The organism is Cupriavidus sp. 21MJTG02-4, from assembly GCF_057798975.1.
Genome location: NZ_JBYOJP010000027.1, coordinates 28,797 through 46,095 on the forward strand (window position 1 = coordinate 28,797; position 17,299 = coordinate 46,095).

Here is a 17,299-nt window from a genome sequence, read left to right on the forward strand (position 1 = left end):
AAGGGATAAGGGACCTGCCGTGCCATGGGCGCGGCGGGCCGCTCACGTCGATCATCAACCAACGGGCCGCTCCGCATGCATACCCTGATCTACCTCTCGCGCCGCCTCGGCGCCGGCGCCCTGATGGTGCTGGCCGTGGTGGTGCTCAATTTCCTGTTGCTGTCGGCCGCGCCCGGCGATGTGGCGGACGTGATCGCGGCGCAGTCCGGCGGCGCGACCGCCGAACAGCTCGCGGCCCTGCGCACGCAGATGGGCCTGGATGCCGGGCTCGGCCAGCGCCTGGTGGCCTATGTCGGCAACGTGCTGTCCGGACACCTGGGCGACTCGCTGTTCTTCCACCAGCCGGTGACCACGCTGATCTTCAATCGCGTGCCGAATACCCTGATGCTGGTGCTGCCCGCGCTGCTGCTCGCCGTGGTGATCGGCACCTTGCTCGGTGCGCTGTCGGCGCATCGTCCGCGCGGCGCCGTCAGCGGCCTGGTGACGTTCCTGTCGCTGGCAGGCTTTGCCGCGCCGGTGTTCTGGAGCGGCATGATGCTGCTGATCGCCTTCGCCTACTGGCTGCCGGTGTTTCCGGCGTCGGGCATGTACACCATGGGCCAGCGCGCCGAGGGTTGGGCCCTGGCCGCGGACGTGCTGCACCACCTGGTGCTGCCGGTCGTTTCGCTGGCGATGATCTACCTGGCGCAATACAGCCGCCAGGCGCGCGCCACGATGCTCGACGTGCTCGGCGCGGACTATATCCGCACCGCGCGCGCCAAGGGCATGAGCGAACGCGTGGTGGTCTACCGCCATGCACTCAAGAACACGCTGCTGCCGATCGTCACGCTGGCCGGCCTGCAGTTCTCGCACGCGCTGGCGGGCGCGGTGCTGGTCGAGACCGTGTTCAACTGGCCCGGGCTTGGCCGCCTGGCCTCGGACGCCGTGCTCAACCGCGACTATCCGCTGATGCTCGGCATCCTGCTGATGTCCAGCGCGATGGTGGTGGTGGCCAACATCCTGACCGACTACCTGTACAGCCTGCTCGATCCCCGCATTCGCACCGGAGACTGAAATGAACACCGGATGGAAACTGTTCCTGCATAACCGTGGCGCCGTGCTCGGCGCGCTGGTGCTGCTGGCCATTGCGCTGGCTGGCCTGATCGGGCCAGCCCTGTACGCCGTCAATCCGCAGGACGTGGTGGCCGCGCCGCTGTCGCCGCCATCGGCCGATGCGCCGCTGGGCGCCGACTACCTCGGCCGCGACGTGCTCGCCGGCCTGATCCACGGCGCCGGCGTGACGCTGGCCATCGGCCTGGCTGCCACCGCGACCACGCTGGTGATCGGCGTGCTGGTCGGCGCGCTGGCTGGCTATCACCGTGGCTGGATCGACACCGTGCTGATGCGCGTGACCGAGTTCTTCCAGGTGCTGCCGCCCATCGTGCTGGCGATGGTGCTGGTCGCGGTGTTCGGCGCGAAGATCGGCACGGTGATCGTGGTGATCGGGCTGGTCAGCTGGCCGCCGCTGGCGCGTCTGACGCGCGCCGAATTCCTCAAGCTGCGCGAGCGCGAGTTCGTCCGTGCCGAGCGCGCCATCGGCACCAGCAACGCCAACATCATCTTCCGCGTGATCCTGCCGAATGCCTCGCCGCCGCTGATCGTGGCGCTGGCGCTCAACGTCGGCGTGGCCATCCTGTTCGAGTCCGGGCTGGCGTTCATCGGCCTGTCCGATCCCGATATCACCAGCTGGGGCTACATGATCGGCAACTCGCGCGACCAGATCTTCGAAGCGTGGTGGTCGGTGATGTTCCCGGGCATGGCGATCTTCTTCACGGTGCTGGCCATCTGTCTCGTGGGCGATGGCCTCAACGATGCCCTCAACCCGAAACTGCGCCAGCGCTGAAGGAGCCCGCATGGAAAGAGACCGCAAGCCGTTGCTGGAAGTGGATGGGCTGTGCGTGGAGTTCCGCACCGCCAAGGGACCCGTGCGGGTGCTGGACGATGTGGGATTCCACCTGGATGCCGGCGAGGTGCTCGGCATCGTTGGCGAATCGGGCTGTGGCAAAAGCATGACGAGCCTGTCGCTGCTGCAACTGGTGCCAGCGCCGGGCCGCATCACCGCAGGCACCATCCGCCTTGGCGGCCAGGACCTGCTCGCGCTGCCGCCCGCGCGCATGCGCGACGTACGCGGCCGGGACATCGGCATGATCTTCCAGGAGCCGATGACCGCGCTCAATCCGGTCTTTACCGTGGGCCAGCAGATCGTGGAGACCATCGTGCGCCATCGCGGCATGGGCACGCGCGCCGCGCGCGCCGAAGCGGTGGCGCTGCTGGACGCCGTGAAGATTCCCGAGCCGGCCCGGCGCGTCGACCAGTATGCGCACGAGCTGTCGGGCGGCATGCGCCAGCGCGCGATGATCGCCATGGCGCTGGCGGGCCAGCCCAAGGTGCTGATCGCCGACGAGCCCACCACCGCGCTGGACGTGACCGTGCAGGCGCAGATCTTCGACCTGCTGCGCGACGTGCGGCGCCAGCTCGGCACCGCCATCATCCTGATCACCCACAACATGGGCGCGATTGCCGAACTGGCTGACCGCGTGATGGTGATGTACGCGGGCCGCAAGATCGAAGAAGGGCGCGTCGATACCGTGCTGGCGCGGCCCTCGCATCCGTACACGCGTGGGCTGCTCGACTGCGTGCTGCATGTGGATGCCGCCAGTGCGCTGCGCGATTGCAGGCCCGCGCCGCTGCCGGAGATTCCGGGCGTGGTGCCGGCGCTGGACCAGCTCGGCGCCGGCTGCGCTTTCGCGCCGCGCTGCACGCGCGCGGCCAGCCGCTGCGGCGATCGGCCGCCGATGTTCGATAACGGCGGCCACCTGGCCGCCTGCTGGCTGCGCGAAGCCGCCGGCGCTGTACCGGCCACCGTGGCCGCGGAGGGTTGAACCATGCCATTGCCTTCGAACCAGGGTGTCCTGCTCGACGTGCGCGACTTGCGCGTGCACTACAACCTGCGCCGGCCGCATCCGTTCGCCAAGGTGCCCAAGGTCCATGCCGTCGACGGCATCAGCTTCCAGGTGCGGCGCGGCAGCGCGTTTGGCATCGTGGGGGAATCCGGCTGCGGCAAGTCCACCACTGCGCTGGCGTTGATGCAGCTGATCCAGAGCACGGGTGGACACGCCACGCTCGACGGCATCGACCTGCTGCGCGAGCGCGGACCCGCACAGGTTGAAATGCGCCGGCGAGTCCAGATGATCTTCCAGGATCCTTACTCATCGCTCGATCCGCGCCAGCGCGTCGAGGCCATCATCGCCAAGCCGATGCGCCAGCTTACCAGCATGGACGCGCGCGAAATCGATGCACGCGTCGACGAGCTGATGGGGCTGGTCGGCCTGCGTCCGGACCAGAAGCAACTGTTCCCGCACCAGTTCTCGGGCGGGCAGCGGCAGCGCATCGGCATTGCGCGGGCGCTGGCGGTCAATCCGTCGCTGGTGGTGTGCGACGAGCCGGTGTCGGCGCTCGACGTGGCGATCCAGGCGCAGGTGATCAACCTGCTCGCGCGCATCCAGCGCGAGCGCGACCTGACCTATGTGTTCATCTCGCATGACCTGGCGGTGGTGCAGCACCTGTGCGACGAGGTTGCAGTGATGTACCTCGGCCGCATCGTAGAACGCGGCAGCCGCGCCCGGCTGTTCGGTGCGCCGCTGCATCCGTACACACATGCGCTGATGTCCGCGGAGCCGGTGAAGGACCCGGCGCAACGGGCCAGCCGTGCGCGCATCCGGCTCGAGGGCGATCCGCCCAGCCCGCTGAATCCGCCTGCCGGCTGCCATTTCCACACGCGTTGTCCGGTCGCCGAGGCGCGCTGCCGGACGGAGGCGCCGGTACTGCGCCAGTTTGGCTCGGACCATGCCGTGGCCTGCCACCGCGTCGAGCTGGTGCAGGGCATGCCGCGTTCGCCAATGGCCGGCTGCGCGCCGGCAAGCAAGCCGGCGCTGGCCGCTGCGTGAGTCGCAAACACATCAACCACGTTCAACACGAATAAACGGAGACCTCATATGAGCCAGTCGCCCATCACCGTCTACGCGGCGCGCAAGATCCTCACCATGAATCCGATGCAACCCGTCGCCACGCATGTCGCCGTGCGCGACGGCCGCATCCTGGGCGTAGGCTGTGCCGAGGACCTGGCCGGCTGGGGCACGGCGACGCTCGACACGCGCTTTGCCGACAAGGTATTGATGCCGGGGATGATCGAAGGGCATTCGCATCTGCTCGAAGGTGGCATGTGGCAATTCGTCTATGTCGGCTACTACGACCGGCGCGGGCCGGACGGGCGCGTGTGGCCTGGCCTGAAGAGCTTTGATGCCGTGGTGGAGCGCCTGCGGGAAGCCCAGGCGCAGTTGCAGGACCCCGCACAGCCGCTGCTGGCATGGGGCTTCGATCCGATCCACTTCGGCCGCGCGCGCATGACCGCGCGGCACCTGGACCAGGTCTCGGCCACGCGCCGCATCGTCGTCATGCATGCCAGCATGCACCTGATGAACGTCAACACCGCGATGCTGCAGGCGGCCGGCATCGACGCCGCAACGCCGGTGGACGGCATCGCGAAGGACAGCGACGGCTTGCCGACCGGCGAGCTGCAGGAATTCGCCGCGATGTTCCTGGTGTTCAGGCTGCTCGGCAATGTGTTCTTCGACGCCGGGCAGACCGAGGAGGGCATCCGCAACTTTGGCCGCGTGGCGCAGCAGGCCGGCGTGACCACCGCGACGGATCTGGTCAACAGCCTCGATGCGGAGGCCGTGTCCAACCTGGGCCGGGTCACCGCGGACCCGGACTTCCCCGTGCGCATGGTGCCAGCGTATGCACCGCTACGCGATCAGGAAGGCGGTGGCGCGCAGCGCGTGGCGCAGGCGATGGAGGGCAATACCGACAAGCTGCACTTCGGTTTGGTCAAGCTCGTGATCGATGGATCGATCCAGGGCTTTACCGCGCGCATGAGCTGGCCTGGCTACTACAACGGCGCCGCCAACGGCTTGTGGGTGATGCCCCCGCAGCAGGTCGAAGAGGTGCTGGCCATTTATCACCGCGCTGGCCTGACCGTGCATATCCACACCAACGGCGACGAAGCCACCGAGCTGGCCATGGATGCGGTCGAAGGCGTGCTGCGCAAGCATCCGCGCTGGGACCACCGCCATACGCTGCAGCACTGCCAGCTTGCGTCCCCCGCACAGTTCCGGCGCATGGCGGCGCTGGGCCTGTGCGCCAACCTGTTCGCCAACCACTTGTTCTACTGGGGCGATGCGCACTACACCATGACGGTCGGGCCGGACCGCGCCAATCGCATGAACGCCGCCCAAACCGCGCTGCGCAGCGGCGTGCCGTTCTCCCTGCACTCGGACGCGCCGATCACGCCGATCGGGCCGCTGTTCACCGCCTGGTGCGCGGTCAACCGCCAGACCGCGAGCGGCCGCATTCTGGGCGAGGGCGAGCGAATTTCGGTGCAGGATGCCTTGCATGCCATGACGCTGGGCGCGGCATACACGTTGCGTATGGACCATCTGGTGGGCAGCATCGAGGTGGGCAAGCATGCCGATTTCGCGGTGCTGGAAGAGGATCCACTCGCGGTGCCGCCAATGAACCTGCGCGACGTGCCCGTCTGGGGCACCGTGCTGGGCGGCAAGGTCTTTCCGGCGCCGGGGAATGCCTGATGCAGCGGCCGGACATTGCGCTGACGGTGCTCGGCGGCTTTCTCGGCGCTGGCAAGACCAGCCTGCTCAACCACCTGCTGCGCACGCAGCAGCGCGAGCGCGTGCTGGTGATGGTGAATGATTTCGGCGCCATCAACATCGACGCCGAACTGATCGCCAGTGATGCGCCGGGCATGCCCGAGGGCATTATCAGCCTGACCAACGGCTGCGTATGCTGCGCGGTCGGCGGCGACCTGATGCAGGCGTTCCTGAAGGTGCTGCAGATGCCCGATCCGCCGGGGCGGGTACTGGTCGAAGCGAGCGGGGTGGGGGATCCGGCCCGCATCGCACAGATCGGCCGTGCCAATGCCGGCTTTCGGTGCGAAGGCGTAGTGACAGTGGCGGACGCCGAAGCTGTGCGGCGTCTCGCGGCAGATCGCTATGTCGGCGACACGGTGCGCGCGCAGCTGCGTGCGGCCGACCTGGTGCTGCTGAACAAGGCGGATCTGGTCGATGCGCCATCGCTGGACGCCGTGCGCAACTGGCTGGCTGTGGAGGCGCCGGACACGCGTGTGCACGCATGCCGGCACGGAGAGGTCGACCCGAGCCTGATCCTGGGGCCGGACCTGGGCGCAAGCGCGATGGCGGGCGGTATCGGCAATGAAGCCGCGACCATCGGGGCCGACCATGCCGACGTGTTCGCCGGCAGCAGCTTTGCCTCGTCGATCCGCTTCCGGCGTGCCGATCTCGAGCGCGCGCTCGACGCCTTGCCCGCACACGTGTTGCGCGGCAAGGGCATGGTGTTCCTGGAGGGTGAGGATGCGCCGAGGCTACTGCAGATCTGCGGCAAGCGCTGGACGCTTGAGGCGCCGGCGCTGCCCCAGTCACCGGCACGCTCGCGCATCATCTTTATTGCAGCCCGTCAGTCAGCCGCGGCGCCATTCGATCCGTGGCGGCATTTCGGTCCGGCGCTGGCGGAGTAGCGGAGTAGAGCCGCGCAGCGGTCAGACCTTCTTCTTCTCGCCGATGCGGCTTTCCTTGCCGGTGAGCAGCTTGGTGATGTTCTGGCGGTGGCGCGCGATCAGCAGGATGCCGATTACCAGGATCGCGCCGGCCATGGCGTCGATGCCTTCCATCAGCACGTAGAAGAACGGCGCGAAGATCGCCGCGACCAGCGCGGCCAGCGACGAATAGCGGAAGAAGAACGCGATGATGAGCCAGGTGGCCAGCGTGGCCAGGCCCAGGATCGGGTTGATGGCCAGCAGGATGCCCGCCGCCGTGGCGACGCCCTTGCCGCCGGCAAAGCGGTGGAATACCGGGAACAGGTGGCCGAGGAACACGGCCAGCGCCACCATGGCGAGGCCGTTGTCATCGACGCCGTAGGCGGGCCCGAAACGGGTCGCCAGCCAGACCGCGAGCCAGCCCTTGAGCGCGTCGCCGATCAGCGTGAAGATGGCCGCCTTCTTGTTGCCGGTGCGAAGCACGTTGGTCGCGCCCGGGTTGCCGGACCCGTAGCTGTGCGGATCGGGCAGGCCCATGACCTTGCTGACGACGACCGCAAAGGAGACCGACCCGATCAGGTAGGCGGCAAGGGCGAATAGCAGGTTGGCCATGAGGGGATGCGCGGGCAGTGGCTGCCTTGTCTGGAATTGGCGGGATTGTAGCGCGGCGGCGGGTTCGCCACGAGCGTGACTTCCCCAATATCCGCCACGGACACCGGCGGGTCAGTCAGGCAGCGCGCATTCCACGGGTTTGGCATCGACCAGCGCGGTCAGCAGCTTGGGGTCCAGGCTGACCAGGTAGCCGCGGCGGCCGCCGTTGATATAGATCTTGTCGAGCGCCAGCACGGTGGCCTCCACGTACACCGGCATGCGCTTTTTCGTGCCGAACGGCGAGGTGCCGCCGACCATGTACCCGCTGTGCCGCTGGGCGACTTCGGGCTTGCACGGCTGCACGCTCTTGCAGCCGATCTGGCGCGCCAGGTTCTTGGTCGACACGGAGCAGTCGCCGTGCATCAGCACCACCAGCGGCTGCGCGCGCTCGTCTTCCATGATCAGGGTCTTGACCACGTCATGTTCGGGCACGCCAAGCTGGCGCGCCGATTCGCCGGTGCCGCCGTGGTCCACGTATTCATACGGATGCTCGCCAAAGGCGGCGCCCTGCCGGCGCAGGAACTGGGTAGCCGGGGTTTCCGAGATATGTTTCGATTTGCTCATGTCGGGTTGCAGGCAGGACGGGGCAACAGAACGTTAGCCGCGTGGATGGTGCTGCTGGTGCAGCTCGCGCAGTCGTTCGCGCGCCACGTGGGTGTAGATCTGTGTCGTGGAAATATCGGCGTGGCCCAGCAGCAGCTGTACCACGCGCAGGTCGGCGCCATGGTTGAGCAGGTGCGTGGCGAACGCATGCCGCAGCGTGTGCGGCGACAACGGCACGTTGATGCCGGCTTCGAACGCATGGCGCTTGATCAGGTGCCAGAAGGCCTGGCGCGTCATGCCTTCGCCGCGCTGCGTGACGAACAGCGCGTCGCAGGCGCGGCCGGCCAGCAGCGCGGGACGCGCGCTGGCCAGGTAGCGGCGCAGCCAGTCGCCGGCCTGCATGCCGAACGGCACCAGGCGTTCCTTGTCGCCCTTGCCGCCGACCACGCGCGCCACGCCTTCGTTCAGGCCGATCTCCACCGTCTTCATCTGGGTCAGTTCGGACACGCGCAGCCCGCTCGCGTACATCAGTTCCAGCATGGTGCGGTCGCGCAGGCCGAGCGGCGTGCCGGTATCGGGCGCTTCGAGCAGGGCTTCCACCTGCGCTTCGGACAGCGTCTTGGGCACGCGCGGCGGCTGCTTGGCCGGGCGCAGCAGGATGCACGGATCGGCCTGGATCATCTGCTCGCGCAGCGCCCACTGGTAGAAACGGCGGAACACGGCCAGGCGGCGGTTCGAGGACGAGGCGCGGGTCTCGGGGTGGCGCGCGAGGAAGTAGGCATTCAGCTCGGTGTCGCCGACGCCAAGCAGGCCGCCGTTGCCGGTTTGATGCAGCCAGCGGGCCAGCAGGGAAAGGTCGCGCCGGTAGGCGTCCATGGTATTGCGCGACAGGCCGTCCTCCAGCCACAGGGCGTCGCAGAAGCGGCTGACCAGGTCGAGTTCGGGGGCGATGGCGGCATCGAGCGCGGCGGTTTCCGCATCGGCGTGGATGGCGCGCGGCTTGCGTGTCGTCCGGCTGGTGCCGGCGGGACGCTTCACAGCAGCATGGCGCCTTCATGGCGCAGCAGCCAGCGTTTCACTTCCAGGTGGAAGCCGTCCTCGGCGTGGTGGGAAAAGCCGCCGATGCCGCTTGCGGACACGACGCGATGGCATGGGATCACGATCGGCAGCGGATTCTGCCCGCAGGCCTGGCCGACCGCGCGTGGCACGCTGGCGAGCTTGCGTGCGATATCGCCATAGGTAGTCAGCCCGCCGCGCGGCACCGCGCAAATCGCCTGCCACACCTGCTGCTGGAATGGCGTGCCGGCAATGGCCAGCGGCACGTCAAAGGGCGCATCCGCATCGTCGTAATAGGCGTCCAGTTGCGCAGCCAGCCGCAGGATGATCGCGCTGCGCGGCGCCATGCTTTCCACGTTCGCAGGCAAATAGAAGATCTCGCGGATCTGCGCATCGTCGGCACGTACGCCGACCTTGCCAAAAGGCGCGGGGAGGATGGCGTCGAAAGGAGCGTGCATGGCAGTAGCGGAAGCGAAGCCTGGATTTTAATCTTTTTGCCGAAATGGGCGGCACCAGGGAGAGGGAGAGACCGGAATGACTCAGTCGCCCGACAAGGGGCACCACTCCCAGATCAGCGATTTCGAAGGAGGTGGGTTCTACGCGCTTGGGCTTATGCCCGCAGGTAAACGCGTTTTTTGGTTACTTTTTGTCGCTTGGACAAAAAGTGACTCGCCGGCTACGCCGGCGAAACGGAGGCACCAGCCAAGCACGATATCCGCCGGAAGGCCAAATAAAAAGAGCCGCCCGCAGGCGGCCCAGTGTGCGAGAGCGCGTCTTACTGCTCCAGCTTGATATTCTGCACCTTAACAAGATTCTTCATCTTGTCGAATTCCTTCTTGATCTCCGCCGCATGCTGCGCAGGCGAATTGCCAGAAGGCTCCGCACCGGCGGCACGCAAACGCTCCTGGAAGCCCTTGTCCTGCAATGCCTTGACGGCGGCCTCGTTCAGCTTCTTGATGACATCGTCGGGCGTCCCGGCCGGAGCCACCAGCCCGTACCAGGCCGGATCGTTAGGCTCCTTCAGCCCCATCTCCCCGAAGGTCGGCACGTCGGGCAGCGAATCCACCCGCTTGTTCCATGCCACCACGATCGGGCGCAGCTTGCCGGCCTTGATGTAAGGCATCGACGACGGCAGGTTGTCCACCATGATCGGCACCTGGCCGGCCAGCACGTCGTTCAGCGCCGGGCCCGCGCCGCGGTAAGGGATATGCACCATGAAGGTCTTGGTCGAGACCTTGAACTGCTCCCCCAGCATATGGCCGAACGCACAGGTGCCGGACGTCGCGAACGAGTACTTGCCCGGGTTGGCTTTCAGCACGGCCAGGAATTCCTTGTAATTCTTGGCCGGGAAGCTGGGGTTCACCGCAATCACGTTGGCCACGTTGGCCAGGTTCGTGATGGGCTTGAAGTCCTTGATCGGGTCGTACGAGAGTTTGGGATTGCAGGCCGGATTCACGGCCATGGTCGACACCGTGGAGATGCCGATGGTGTAGCCGTCGGGCGCCGCCTTGGCGATGGCGTCGGCGCCGATCGAGCCGCCGCCGCCGGCGCGGTTCTCCACCACGACCGGCTGGCCCAGGATGCGGCTCATCTGGTCGGCGGCGCCGCGCCCGACGATGTCGGTGGTGCCGCCCGGCGCGAACGGAATGATCAGGCGGATCGGCTTGGTCGGAAAGCTCTGTGCTTGCGCGACCGATGCCGCTGTGGCCAGGGCCAGGGTCAAAGCGATTTTGCCAGCTTGCATGAGATCAGGTCTCCCGTCAGGAAAGTCCGGGCGGGGGTGATGCCCGGAAGAAAACGCCGCCGCCGCGCCGCAGGTGGCGGCACGGCTGGCGGCAACATCATGACCGGCGGCCTCAGCCGCCCAGCAGGCCGCGCTTGACGTCCCGGTCGACGGGGTGTTCGCCAAGGAAGACGCGCAGCACGGCCTGGTAGAAGTCCTCGCCGGGAATCGGGCGGCCGCGAGGGGTGCCGTTGATGGCGACCACGGTACCGGCGTCCGGCGAAAAATCGAGGTTGATCACGTCGCCCCTGCGGGCGGTTCCGACCTGGTCGATGGTGTGTTCGAGCTGGACCAGCCGGGCCGACAGCATCTGCATCTGCAGCTCGCTGTGGTTCTCGCGCATGCCTTTCTGCATCGCCCTGGCGAATACGTTGGGATCGACTTCGCGGAGCATGCGGAGCTGCAGCCGTTTCGTGCCGGACGTGCCGAGCACCACGGTGGCGTTGCGCGCCTTCTCGGGCAGGTACAGCGCCGCCACGTAGCCCTTGAGCAGCAGGCCCGAGCGCAGCGCGGTGCCGTTGAGCTGCAGCTCCTTGCCGGCCACGCGCGCGGCATCGTCAAAGCGCAGACCCTCGAATTCCGTCGCCGCGGCGGCCGCTGGCAGTACGGCGAGCACCAGGCTTGCGGCGAGCGAGGCCAGCACGCGGCGCGCGGTGGGGCGGGAGGGTGCAAACAGGCGCGGGGCAATCCATTGGCCCGGCGATGGCGGATGACGACGGTGCAGCATAAGGGGTCAGGCGTACAACTTGGTATGCCATGCTGGCCCATTTCTGGAAAAATACCAATCCGGATCTGCCCTAGTCTGCACATTCCGCGATTTCCCCCCGCTGCATCGGCCGTCGCGCCTCGATAACAACGAAAACGCTCACGAGATGTCTTCCGCTCTCCTGCTGGTCCCGGACTTCAGCCTGATCCTGATCGGCTGGCTGCTGGTTCGCTATTCACCGTTCGACCGTGCCTTCTGGAGCGGCGTGGAACGCCTGGTCTACTTCGTGCTGTTTCCGGCGCTGCTGCTGCAGTCGACCAACAGCGCGGTGTTCGATTTTTCCTCGACTTCGGCCATGCTCGGCCTCGCGCTGGGCGTCATGGCGTTCGGCATGGTCGCCGGATACGCCGTCAAATGGGTGCTGCGACCCGATGCCGTGGATTTTGCCTCGGGCCTGCAGACGGCGTTTCGCTTCAATTCCTATATCGGCCTGGCACTGGCCTCGCGCATCGGCGGCAGCGAGGGCCTGGCCATGATGGCGGTGATCGTGGGCTGCACGGTGCCGCTGTGCAACGTGGCGGCGGTATGGGCGCTGGCGCGGCATGGCGAGACGCGGCTGTGGCGCGAGCTGGTGCGCAATCCGCTGATCCTGGCCACGGCCGGCGGGCTGTTGACCAACCTGCTGGGCCTGCATGCGCCCGAGGTCCTGGCCATGACGTTGAACCGGCTCGGCTCGGCATCGACGGCGCTCGGCCTGATGACGGTGGGCGCGGGGCTGCAGATGAGCGGCGCGACCGGTACGGTCGGCCCGGTCGCGTGGTGGTCCGGCGTGAAGCTGCTGGCGATGCCCTGTGTGGCCTGGCTGGCTGGCCGGCTACTGCCGCTGACCGAGTTGCAATACCAGATCGTGGTGCTGTATGCCTCGCTGCCGACGGCGTCGAGCGCCTATATCCTGGCGGCGCGCATGGGCGGCAACGGGCCGATGGTGGCAGCGACCATCTCCGTGATGACGGTGGCCGCGATCCTCACCACGCCGATCTGGCTCGCGCTGGTCAGCTGACCGCCTGGTCCTGGGCGAGCGCCCACTCGATGTGCTCGCGCACGAGCGGCGTGGCGACCTCGCGGCGGCTTTCCAGGGCGCCGCGGATCCGCGCGGCCAGCGCGTGGTCTTGCGGGCGTTGGCCGGAGGCGGCGGCACGCAGGCCGTTGCCGAGTCCCACTGCCAGGTTGCGCAGCCAGCGTTCATGGCCGATGCGGCGGATCGGGCTGCCTTCCAGGCGCTGGTTGAACTCGGCCTCGGTCCACAGGAACAGGTCGACCATGTCCGCGGCATCGAAGCCGTTGCGTACCTCGAAGTCGGGCAGCGTGGCCCGATGCGCGAACTTGTTCCACGGGCAGGCCAGCTGGCAGTCGTCGCAGCCGTAGACGCGGTTGCCCATGGGCGCGCGAAACTGCTCGGGGATCGGCCCCTTGTGCTCGATGGTCAGGTAAGAAATACAACGGCGCGCGTCGAGCTTGTAGGGCCCGAGGATCGCGCGCGTGGGGCAGATGTCGATGCAGCGATGGCAGTTGCCGCAGTGCGAGGCTTCGGGCGGGTCCGCCGGCAGCGGGACGTCGACCAGGATCTCGCCGAGGAAGAACATCGAGCCGCCGTCTCGGTCGAGCAGCAGCGTGTGCTTGCCGCGCCAGCCCAGGCCACCCTGGCTGGCCAGCGCCACTTCCATCACGGGCGCCGAATCGGTGAACACGCGGTAGCCGAACGGGCCGATGGCGGTCTCGATACGGCTTGCAAGCTGCTGCAGCCGGTTGCGCAGCACCTTGTGGTAATCCCGGCCGCGCGCATAGAGCGAGAGCACGGCGGTGGCGGGGTCGTCGAGCCGTGCCAGTTCATGCCGGCGCCAGTCCGGTGCAGCGGTGGCGGGCAGGTAGGGCATGCGGGCCACGATGGCGCGTACCGTGCCGGGCACCAGTTCGGCGGGACGGGCGCGCCGCGGGCCATGGTTCGCCATATAATCCATGTCGCCGTGGTAACCCTTGGCCAGCCATGCCATCAGACCTGGCTCGGCATGGCTGAGATCGACATCCGCGATGCGTACCGAGGCAAAGCCCAGCTCGGCACCCCAGTCCCGGATCGACAGCACGAGCGCCTCCAGGCCGCCCTTGCCTGCTGCATCGGCAGCGGCCTCGGGCCGCGGAGTGGGGGCGCCTGGCGCTTCGGATGCTCGGTCGGTCATCCCTGAATTGTACGCAATGCCCCTGCTAGAAGAACGTTCCCTGATGCTGCCCGACGAAGCCGCCACCGCGCGCTTCGGTGCGGCGCTCGCCGGCGTGGTAAGCGCCTTGCCGCCCACCACCGTGCATGTGCAGCTCTCGGGCGATCTTGGCGCGGGCAAGACCACGTTGTCGCGCGCCATCCTGCGTGCGCTCGGGCATGCCGGCAAGGTCCGCAGCCCGACCTACACGCTGTGCGAGCCCTACGACGTGGCGCGCGCCGACGGCTCGCCGCTGACGGTCTACCACTTCGACCTGTACCGTTTCGCCGACCCGGAGGAGTGGATCGACGCAGGTTTCCGCGACTGCTTTGCCGAGCCCGCCTTCAATCTCGTGGAGTGGCCTGAGAAGGCCGGACGCCTGCTTGGGGAACCGGACCTGCACGTGTTGCTCCAATCGGACATCTGCGCGGACGATACGGCGGATATGGCCGGCCAGCGGCGGATTGCGACGCTGCGCGCCTATACTCCCACTGGAATTACCTTGCTGAACGCATGCTGATCAAGCGACTCGCCACCGACCGACCCGATGGACCCGACGGACTGCTGCAGGCCCGCCGCAAATGGATGGCGCAGTGCCTGAAGCTGGGTGCCGGCACGGCCGTGCTGACGCTGGCCGGCCCGCAACTGGCCTTTGGCGCCGGCATCGTCGCCGTGCGCGTATGGCCGGCGGAGGACTACACGCGCGTCACGATTGAATCCGACACGCCGCTGGCTGCCGTGCACCAGATGCTCCACGACCCGGACCGGCTCGTGGTGGACATCGACGGCCTCGACCTTTCGCCCACGCTGCGCGAACTGGTGGCCAAGATCACGTCGAACGATCCCTATATCCAGACGGTGCGCGTCGGCCAGAACCGGCCGCGCGTGGTGCGCATGGTGTTCGACCTGAAGGAAAACGTCGCGCCGCAGGTGTTCACGCTGGCGCCGATCGGCAGCTACAAGAACCGGCTGGTGTTCGACCTGTATCCGGTGAACCCGCCCGATCCGCTGTGGAAGCTGGTGCGCGACACCGAGGAAAAGCAGCGCCGCTTCGCCAACAGCGCGCCGCCGCCGGGTTCCGACGGCATCGCCGGGGCGCCGGCAGGCGCGGAAGAAGACGCCATCGGCGCGCTTGTGCGCAAGTTCGATGAAAAGGGCGACGTGCCTGCTACCACGGCGCCGCCGCCGCCGATTGCAGCGGTCAGGCCGCCGAAGCCTTCGGTGCCCGTGGTGCCCAGGCCGAACGCGCCGGTGGTCCCGCCCGTCGCGCAGGGCGATCCCACCGCCGAGCGCCCGTTCAAGATGCGCCGCCTGCTGACGGTGGCGATCGATCCAGGCCATGGCGGCGAAGATCCGGGTGCCATCGGTGCCTCGGGCTCGCGCGAGAAGGACGTGGTGCTGCAGATCGCGCACCGGCTGCGCGCCAAGATCGATGCGCAACCGAATATGCGCGCGATGATGACGCGCGACGCCGATTTCTTCGTGCCGCTGAATGTGCGCGTGCAGAAGGCCCGCCGCGTGCAGGCGGACCTGTTCGTGTCGATCCACGCCGATGCCTTCCTGTCGCCGGAAGCGAAGGGCGCCTCGGTGTTCGCGCTATCGGAGCGCGGCGCTTCCAGCACGGCCGCCCGCTGGCTGGCCAACAAGGAGAACGCGTCGGATCTGATTGGCGGCGCCAACCTGAACAAGGATGCGCAGGTCGCGCGCGTGCTGCTGGACTTGTCGACCACGGCGCAGATCAACGACAGCCTGCAGGTCGGCAAGGCCGTGCTGCAGGAAATCGGCGGCATCAACCGACTGCACAAGGGCAGCGTGGAGCAGGCCGGGTTTGCGGTGCTGAAGGCGCCGGATATCCCGTCGATCCTGGTCGAGACGGCCTTTATCAGCAACCCTGAGGAAGAGCGCAAGCTCAATGACGACGCGCACCAGGAACAGCTGGCCAATGCGATCCTGCGCGGGATTCGCAGCTACTTCGCGCGCAATCCGCCGTTGTCGAAGAATCCTTCGGTGTAGCGGAGCATGGGGTACGGGGCGGAAAAGAAAAGGTTCTTCCCCGATGGGTAAAGACGGTACAGGGCATAGCCACACTGCCTGCCGCATAGATGATCAGGATAGACACGTCAGATGGGCGAGCCCGGATTGCTTGGTGGCTCCTCCTCCTAACCACACCATCGGTCGGACGCCTACGGCTGCGCTGCGCGCACGCAATTAAAACCAAGGGAAGGGAGGAAACGGAAGCACCAGCATCTGCGCCGTTGATGACGTCCCGCCTGCCGGCTACTGAGCCGCGCAGCAGCCGAAGGCGATGATGCGATAACGGTGGCAGTGTCGGGCCACGGACAGTTTCGGGGCTGGTTCAATCATTGCCGGAGAGCCTGCATGCGGACGCGCACCACGCGGCAGGCAGCCGGGCATTCTCTGAAGCTCATACCCGTACGAAATTCTCCGCACGCTACGATCAATATTCGCCCGTTAGGGCAAGTAAACGCGTTTTTCTGCTTACTCTTTTGTCGCTTGGACAAAGTCGCCGGCTACGCCGGCGAAACAGCCGCGCCTGCCAAGCACGATGCCCTGCAATTCGCTGAAGAATGATCCTCTTACCGGGCGGACCGCCAAGCTCATGCCCGTGCCGTGCTCGCGTCCTCAATCAGCGCATCGCGATTCGCATAGCGCGCCGCAATGACCGAGCAAACAATGAGCTGCAACTGGTGATAGACCATCAGCGGCAGCACCAGCAGCCCCAGCGCCGGGTGCCCGGCGAACAGGATATTGGCCATCGGAATGCCGTTGGCCAGGCTCTTCTTGGAGCCGCAGAACACCGCGGTGATCTCGTCCTCGACGCTGAAGTGCAGGCGGCGCGCAACGAACGTGGTCGTGCCCAGCACGACGAACAGCAGCACGGCGGCCAGCCCCATCACGGCGGCGATGGTCTGCCAGTGGTAGTGGTGCCACAGGCCTTGAGCGGTTGCGTCGCAGAACGACGAGTAGACGATCAGCACGATCACGCCACGGTCGACCTTGCTGGTGATGTGCTTTTTCTTCGCCAGCCAGCTGCCGATCAGCGGGCGCATCAACTGGCCCAGCGCGAACGGCAGCAGCAGCTGCAGCGCCACGCCCGTGAGCGCCTTGCCCAGCGGCATCGACGCGCCGCTGGCGCTGATCACCAAGCCCATCAGCAGCGGCGTCACCGCCATGCCGATCAGGCCCGAGATGGTGGCGTTGAAGATGGCCCCCGGCACATTGCCGCGCGCCATCGAGGTCATGGCCACCGACGACGATACCGTGGACGGCAGCGCGCAAAGATAGAACACGCCGAGCAGCAGGTCCGGCGGCAGCGAATTGCGCAGCGACAGCATCAGCAGCAGGCCGACCACCGGGAACACGACGTAGGTGAAGGTCTGCACGAACACGTGCAGGCGCCAGTGCCGGGCCCCTGCCACGAGCTTGTCACGCGACAACGCCGCGCCATGCAGGAAGAAGACGAGTGCGACGCCCAGGCTGGTGACGGTGCCAAGGTGCAGCGGACCGCGGCTGCTGCCGAACTCTGGCGCGAGCAGGGCAATGCCGATGGCGGTCAGCATGATCAGGACGAAGCCGTCGATCAGGTCGTAGAGTTTCTTGAGCTTGGAAAGCATGCTGGACTT

17 protein-coding genes are annotated in these 17,299 nt (G+C 67.1%); 9 read left to right on the forward strand and 8 right to left on the reverse strand.

Translation table 11 applies throughout. The features are described from left to right. Positions 1–75: 75 nt before the first annotated feature. The 6 genes from AC3FKH_RS32215 to AC3FKH_RS32240 are packed head-to-tail and all read left to right on the forward strand — an operon-like array spanning position 76 to position 6,646. Complete coding sequence (locus AC3FKH_RS32215) at positions 76–1,053, forward strand: ABC transporter permease (RefSeq protein ID WP_488679664.1); 978 nt, start codon at positions 76–78, stop codon at positions 1,051–1,053. A gap of 1 nt (position 1,054) precedes the next feature. After that, a complete protein-coding gene (locus tag AC3FKH_RS32220; protein ID WP_483710542.1) occupies positions 1,055–1,882 on the forward strand; it encodes an ABC transporter permease in 828 nt (275 codons plus the stop codon). Positions 1,883–1,892: 10 nt separating this feature from the next. Then, entirely contained in the window at positions 1,893–2,921 is a 1,029-nt protein-coding gene (locus AC3FKH_RS32225; protein WP_488679665.1) for an ABC transporter ATP-binding protein, read from the forward strand. A gap of 3 nt (positions 2,922–2,924) precedes the next feature. Next, on the forward strand, positions 2,925–3,986 hold the full coding sequence (locus AC3FKH_RS32230) for an ABC transporter ATP-binding protein (RefSeq protein ID WP_488679666.1): 1,062 nt from the start codon (positions 2,925–2,927) through the stop codon (positions 3,984–3,986). Between the two features lie 48 nt (positions 3,987–4,034). Next, entirely contained in the window at positions 4,035–5,684 is a 1,650-nt protein-coding gene (locus AC3FKH_RS32235) for an amidohydrolase (protein WP_488679667.1), read from the forward strand. Then, complete coding sequence (locus tag AC3FKH_RS32240; RefSeq protein ID WP_488679668.1) at positions 5,684–6,646, forward strand: CobW family GTP-binding protein; 963 nt, start codon at positions 5,684–5,686, stop codon at positions 6,644–6,646. The genes AC3FKH_RS32235 and AC3FKH_RS32240 overlap by 1 nt, the downstream gene beginning before the upstream one ends. Before the next feature lie 21 nt (positions 6,647–6,667). Here the strand turns inward: AC3FKH_RS32240 and plsY are convergent, their stop codons facing one another. The 6 genes from plsY to AC3FKH_RS32270 all read right to left on the reverse strand — a co-directional run bounded on the left by plsY (position 6,668) and on the right by AC3FKH_RS32270 (position 11,424). Continuing rightward, positions 6,668–7,276 carry a glycerol-3-phosphate 1-O-acyltransferase PlsY gene (plsY, locus tag AC3FKH_RS32245; protein WP_488679669.1) on the reverse strand — a complete coding sequence of 203 codons (609 nt, stop codon included), beginning with the start codon at positions 7,274–7,276 and terminating at the stop codon, positions 6,668–6,670. Positions 7,277–7,387: 111 nt separating this feature from the next. Beyond that, complete coding sequence (locus AC3FKH_RS32250) at positions 7,388–7,879, reverse strand: aminoacyl-tRNA deacylase (protein ID WP_488679670.1); 492 nt, start codon at positions 7,877–7,879, stop codon at positions 7,388–7,390. Positions 7,880–7,912: 33 nt separating this feature from the next. Next, positions 7,913–8,809 (reverse strand): site-specific tyrosine recombinase XerD, encoded by an 897-nt coding sequence (xerD, locus tag AC3FKH_RS32255; protein ID WP_488679688.1) that lies wholly within the window; start codon positions 8,807–8,809, stop codon positions 7,913–7,915. Between the two features lie 83 nt (positions 8,810–8,892). After that, positions 8,893–9,372, reverse strand: coding sequence for a methylated-DNA--[protein]-cysteine S-methyltransferase (locus AC3FKH_RS32260; RefSeq protein WP_488679671.1), 480 nt, complete (start codon positions 9,370–9,372; stop codon positions 8,893–8,895). Positions 9,373–9,689: 317 nt separating this feature from the next. Next, entirely contained in the window at positions 9,690–10,658 is a 969-nt protein-coding gene (locus tag AC3FKH_RS32265) for a tripartite tricarboxylate transporter substrate binding protein BugE (protein ID WP_488679672.1), read from the reverse strand. A gap of 112 nt (positions 10,659–10,770) precedes the next feature. Beyond that, positions 10,771–11,424 (reverse strand): chalcone isomerase family protein, encoded by a 654-nt coding sequence (locus AC3FKH_RS32270; RefSeq protein ID WP_488679673.1) that lies wholly within the window; start codon positions 11,422–11,424, stop codon positions 10,771–10,773. A 145-nt stretch (positions 11,425–11,569) separates the two neighbouring features. Here AC3FKH_RS32270 and AC3FKH_RS32275 point away from each other — a divergent pair, with 145 nt between their 5' ends. Next, a complete protein-coding gene (locus AC3FKH_RS32275; protein ID WP_488679674.1) occupies positions 11,570–12,463 on the forward strand; it encodes an AEC family transporter in 894 nt (297 codons plus the stop codon). Here AC3FKH_RS32275 and queG read toward each other — a convergent pair. Next, positions 12,456–13,637: a tRNA epoxyqueuosine(34) reductase QueG gene (gene queG / locus AC3FKH_RS32280; RefSeq protein WP_488679675.1), complete on the reverse strand. Its 1,182-nt coding sequence runs from the start codon at positions 13,635–13,637 to the stop codon at positions 12,456–12,458. The two genes, AC3FKH_RS32275 and queG, sit on opposite strands and share 8 nt — an antisense overlap. 16 nt (positions 13,638–13,653) lie before the next feature. Here queG and tsaE point away from each other — a divergent pair, with 16 nt between their 5' ends. Both tsaE and AC3FKH_RS32290 read left to right on the forward strand, forming a co-directional pair. Beyond that, positions 13,654–14,175, forward strand: a complete 522-nt coding sequence (gene tsaE / locus AC3FKH_RS32285; protein ID WP_488679676.1) for a tRNA (adenosine(37)-N6)-threonylcarbamoyltransferase complex ATPase subunit type 1 TsaE — start codon at positions 13,654–13,656, stop codon at positions 14,173–14,175. Then, entirely contained in the window at positions 14,169–15,668 is a 1,500-nt protein-coding gene (locus AC3FKH_RS32290) for an N-acetylmuramoyl-L-alanine amidase (protein WP_488679677.1), read from the forward strand. Before tsaE ends, AC3FKH_RS32290 begins: the two co-directional genes overlap by 7 nt. Positions 15,669–16,273: 605 nt before the next feature. Here the strand turns inward: AC3FKH_RS32290 and AC3FKH_RS32295 are convergent. Beyond that, positions 16,274–17,290: a bile acid:sodium symporter family protein gene (locus tag AC3FKH_RS32295; protein ID WP_488679678.1), complete on the reverse strand. Its 1,017-nt coding sequence runs from the start codon at positions 17,288–17,290 to the stop codon at positions 16,274–16,276. Positions 17,291–17,299 lie beyond the last annotated feature (9 nt).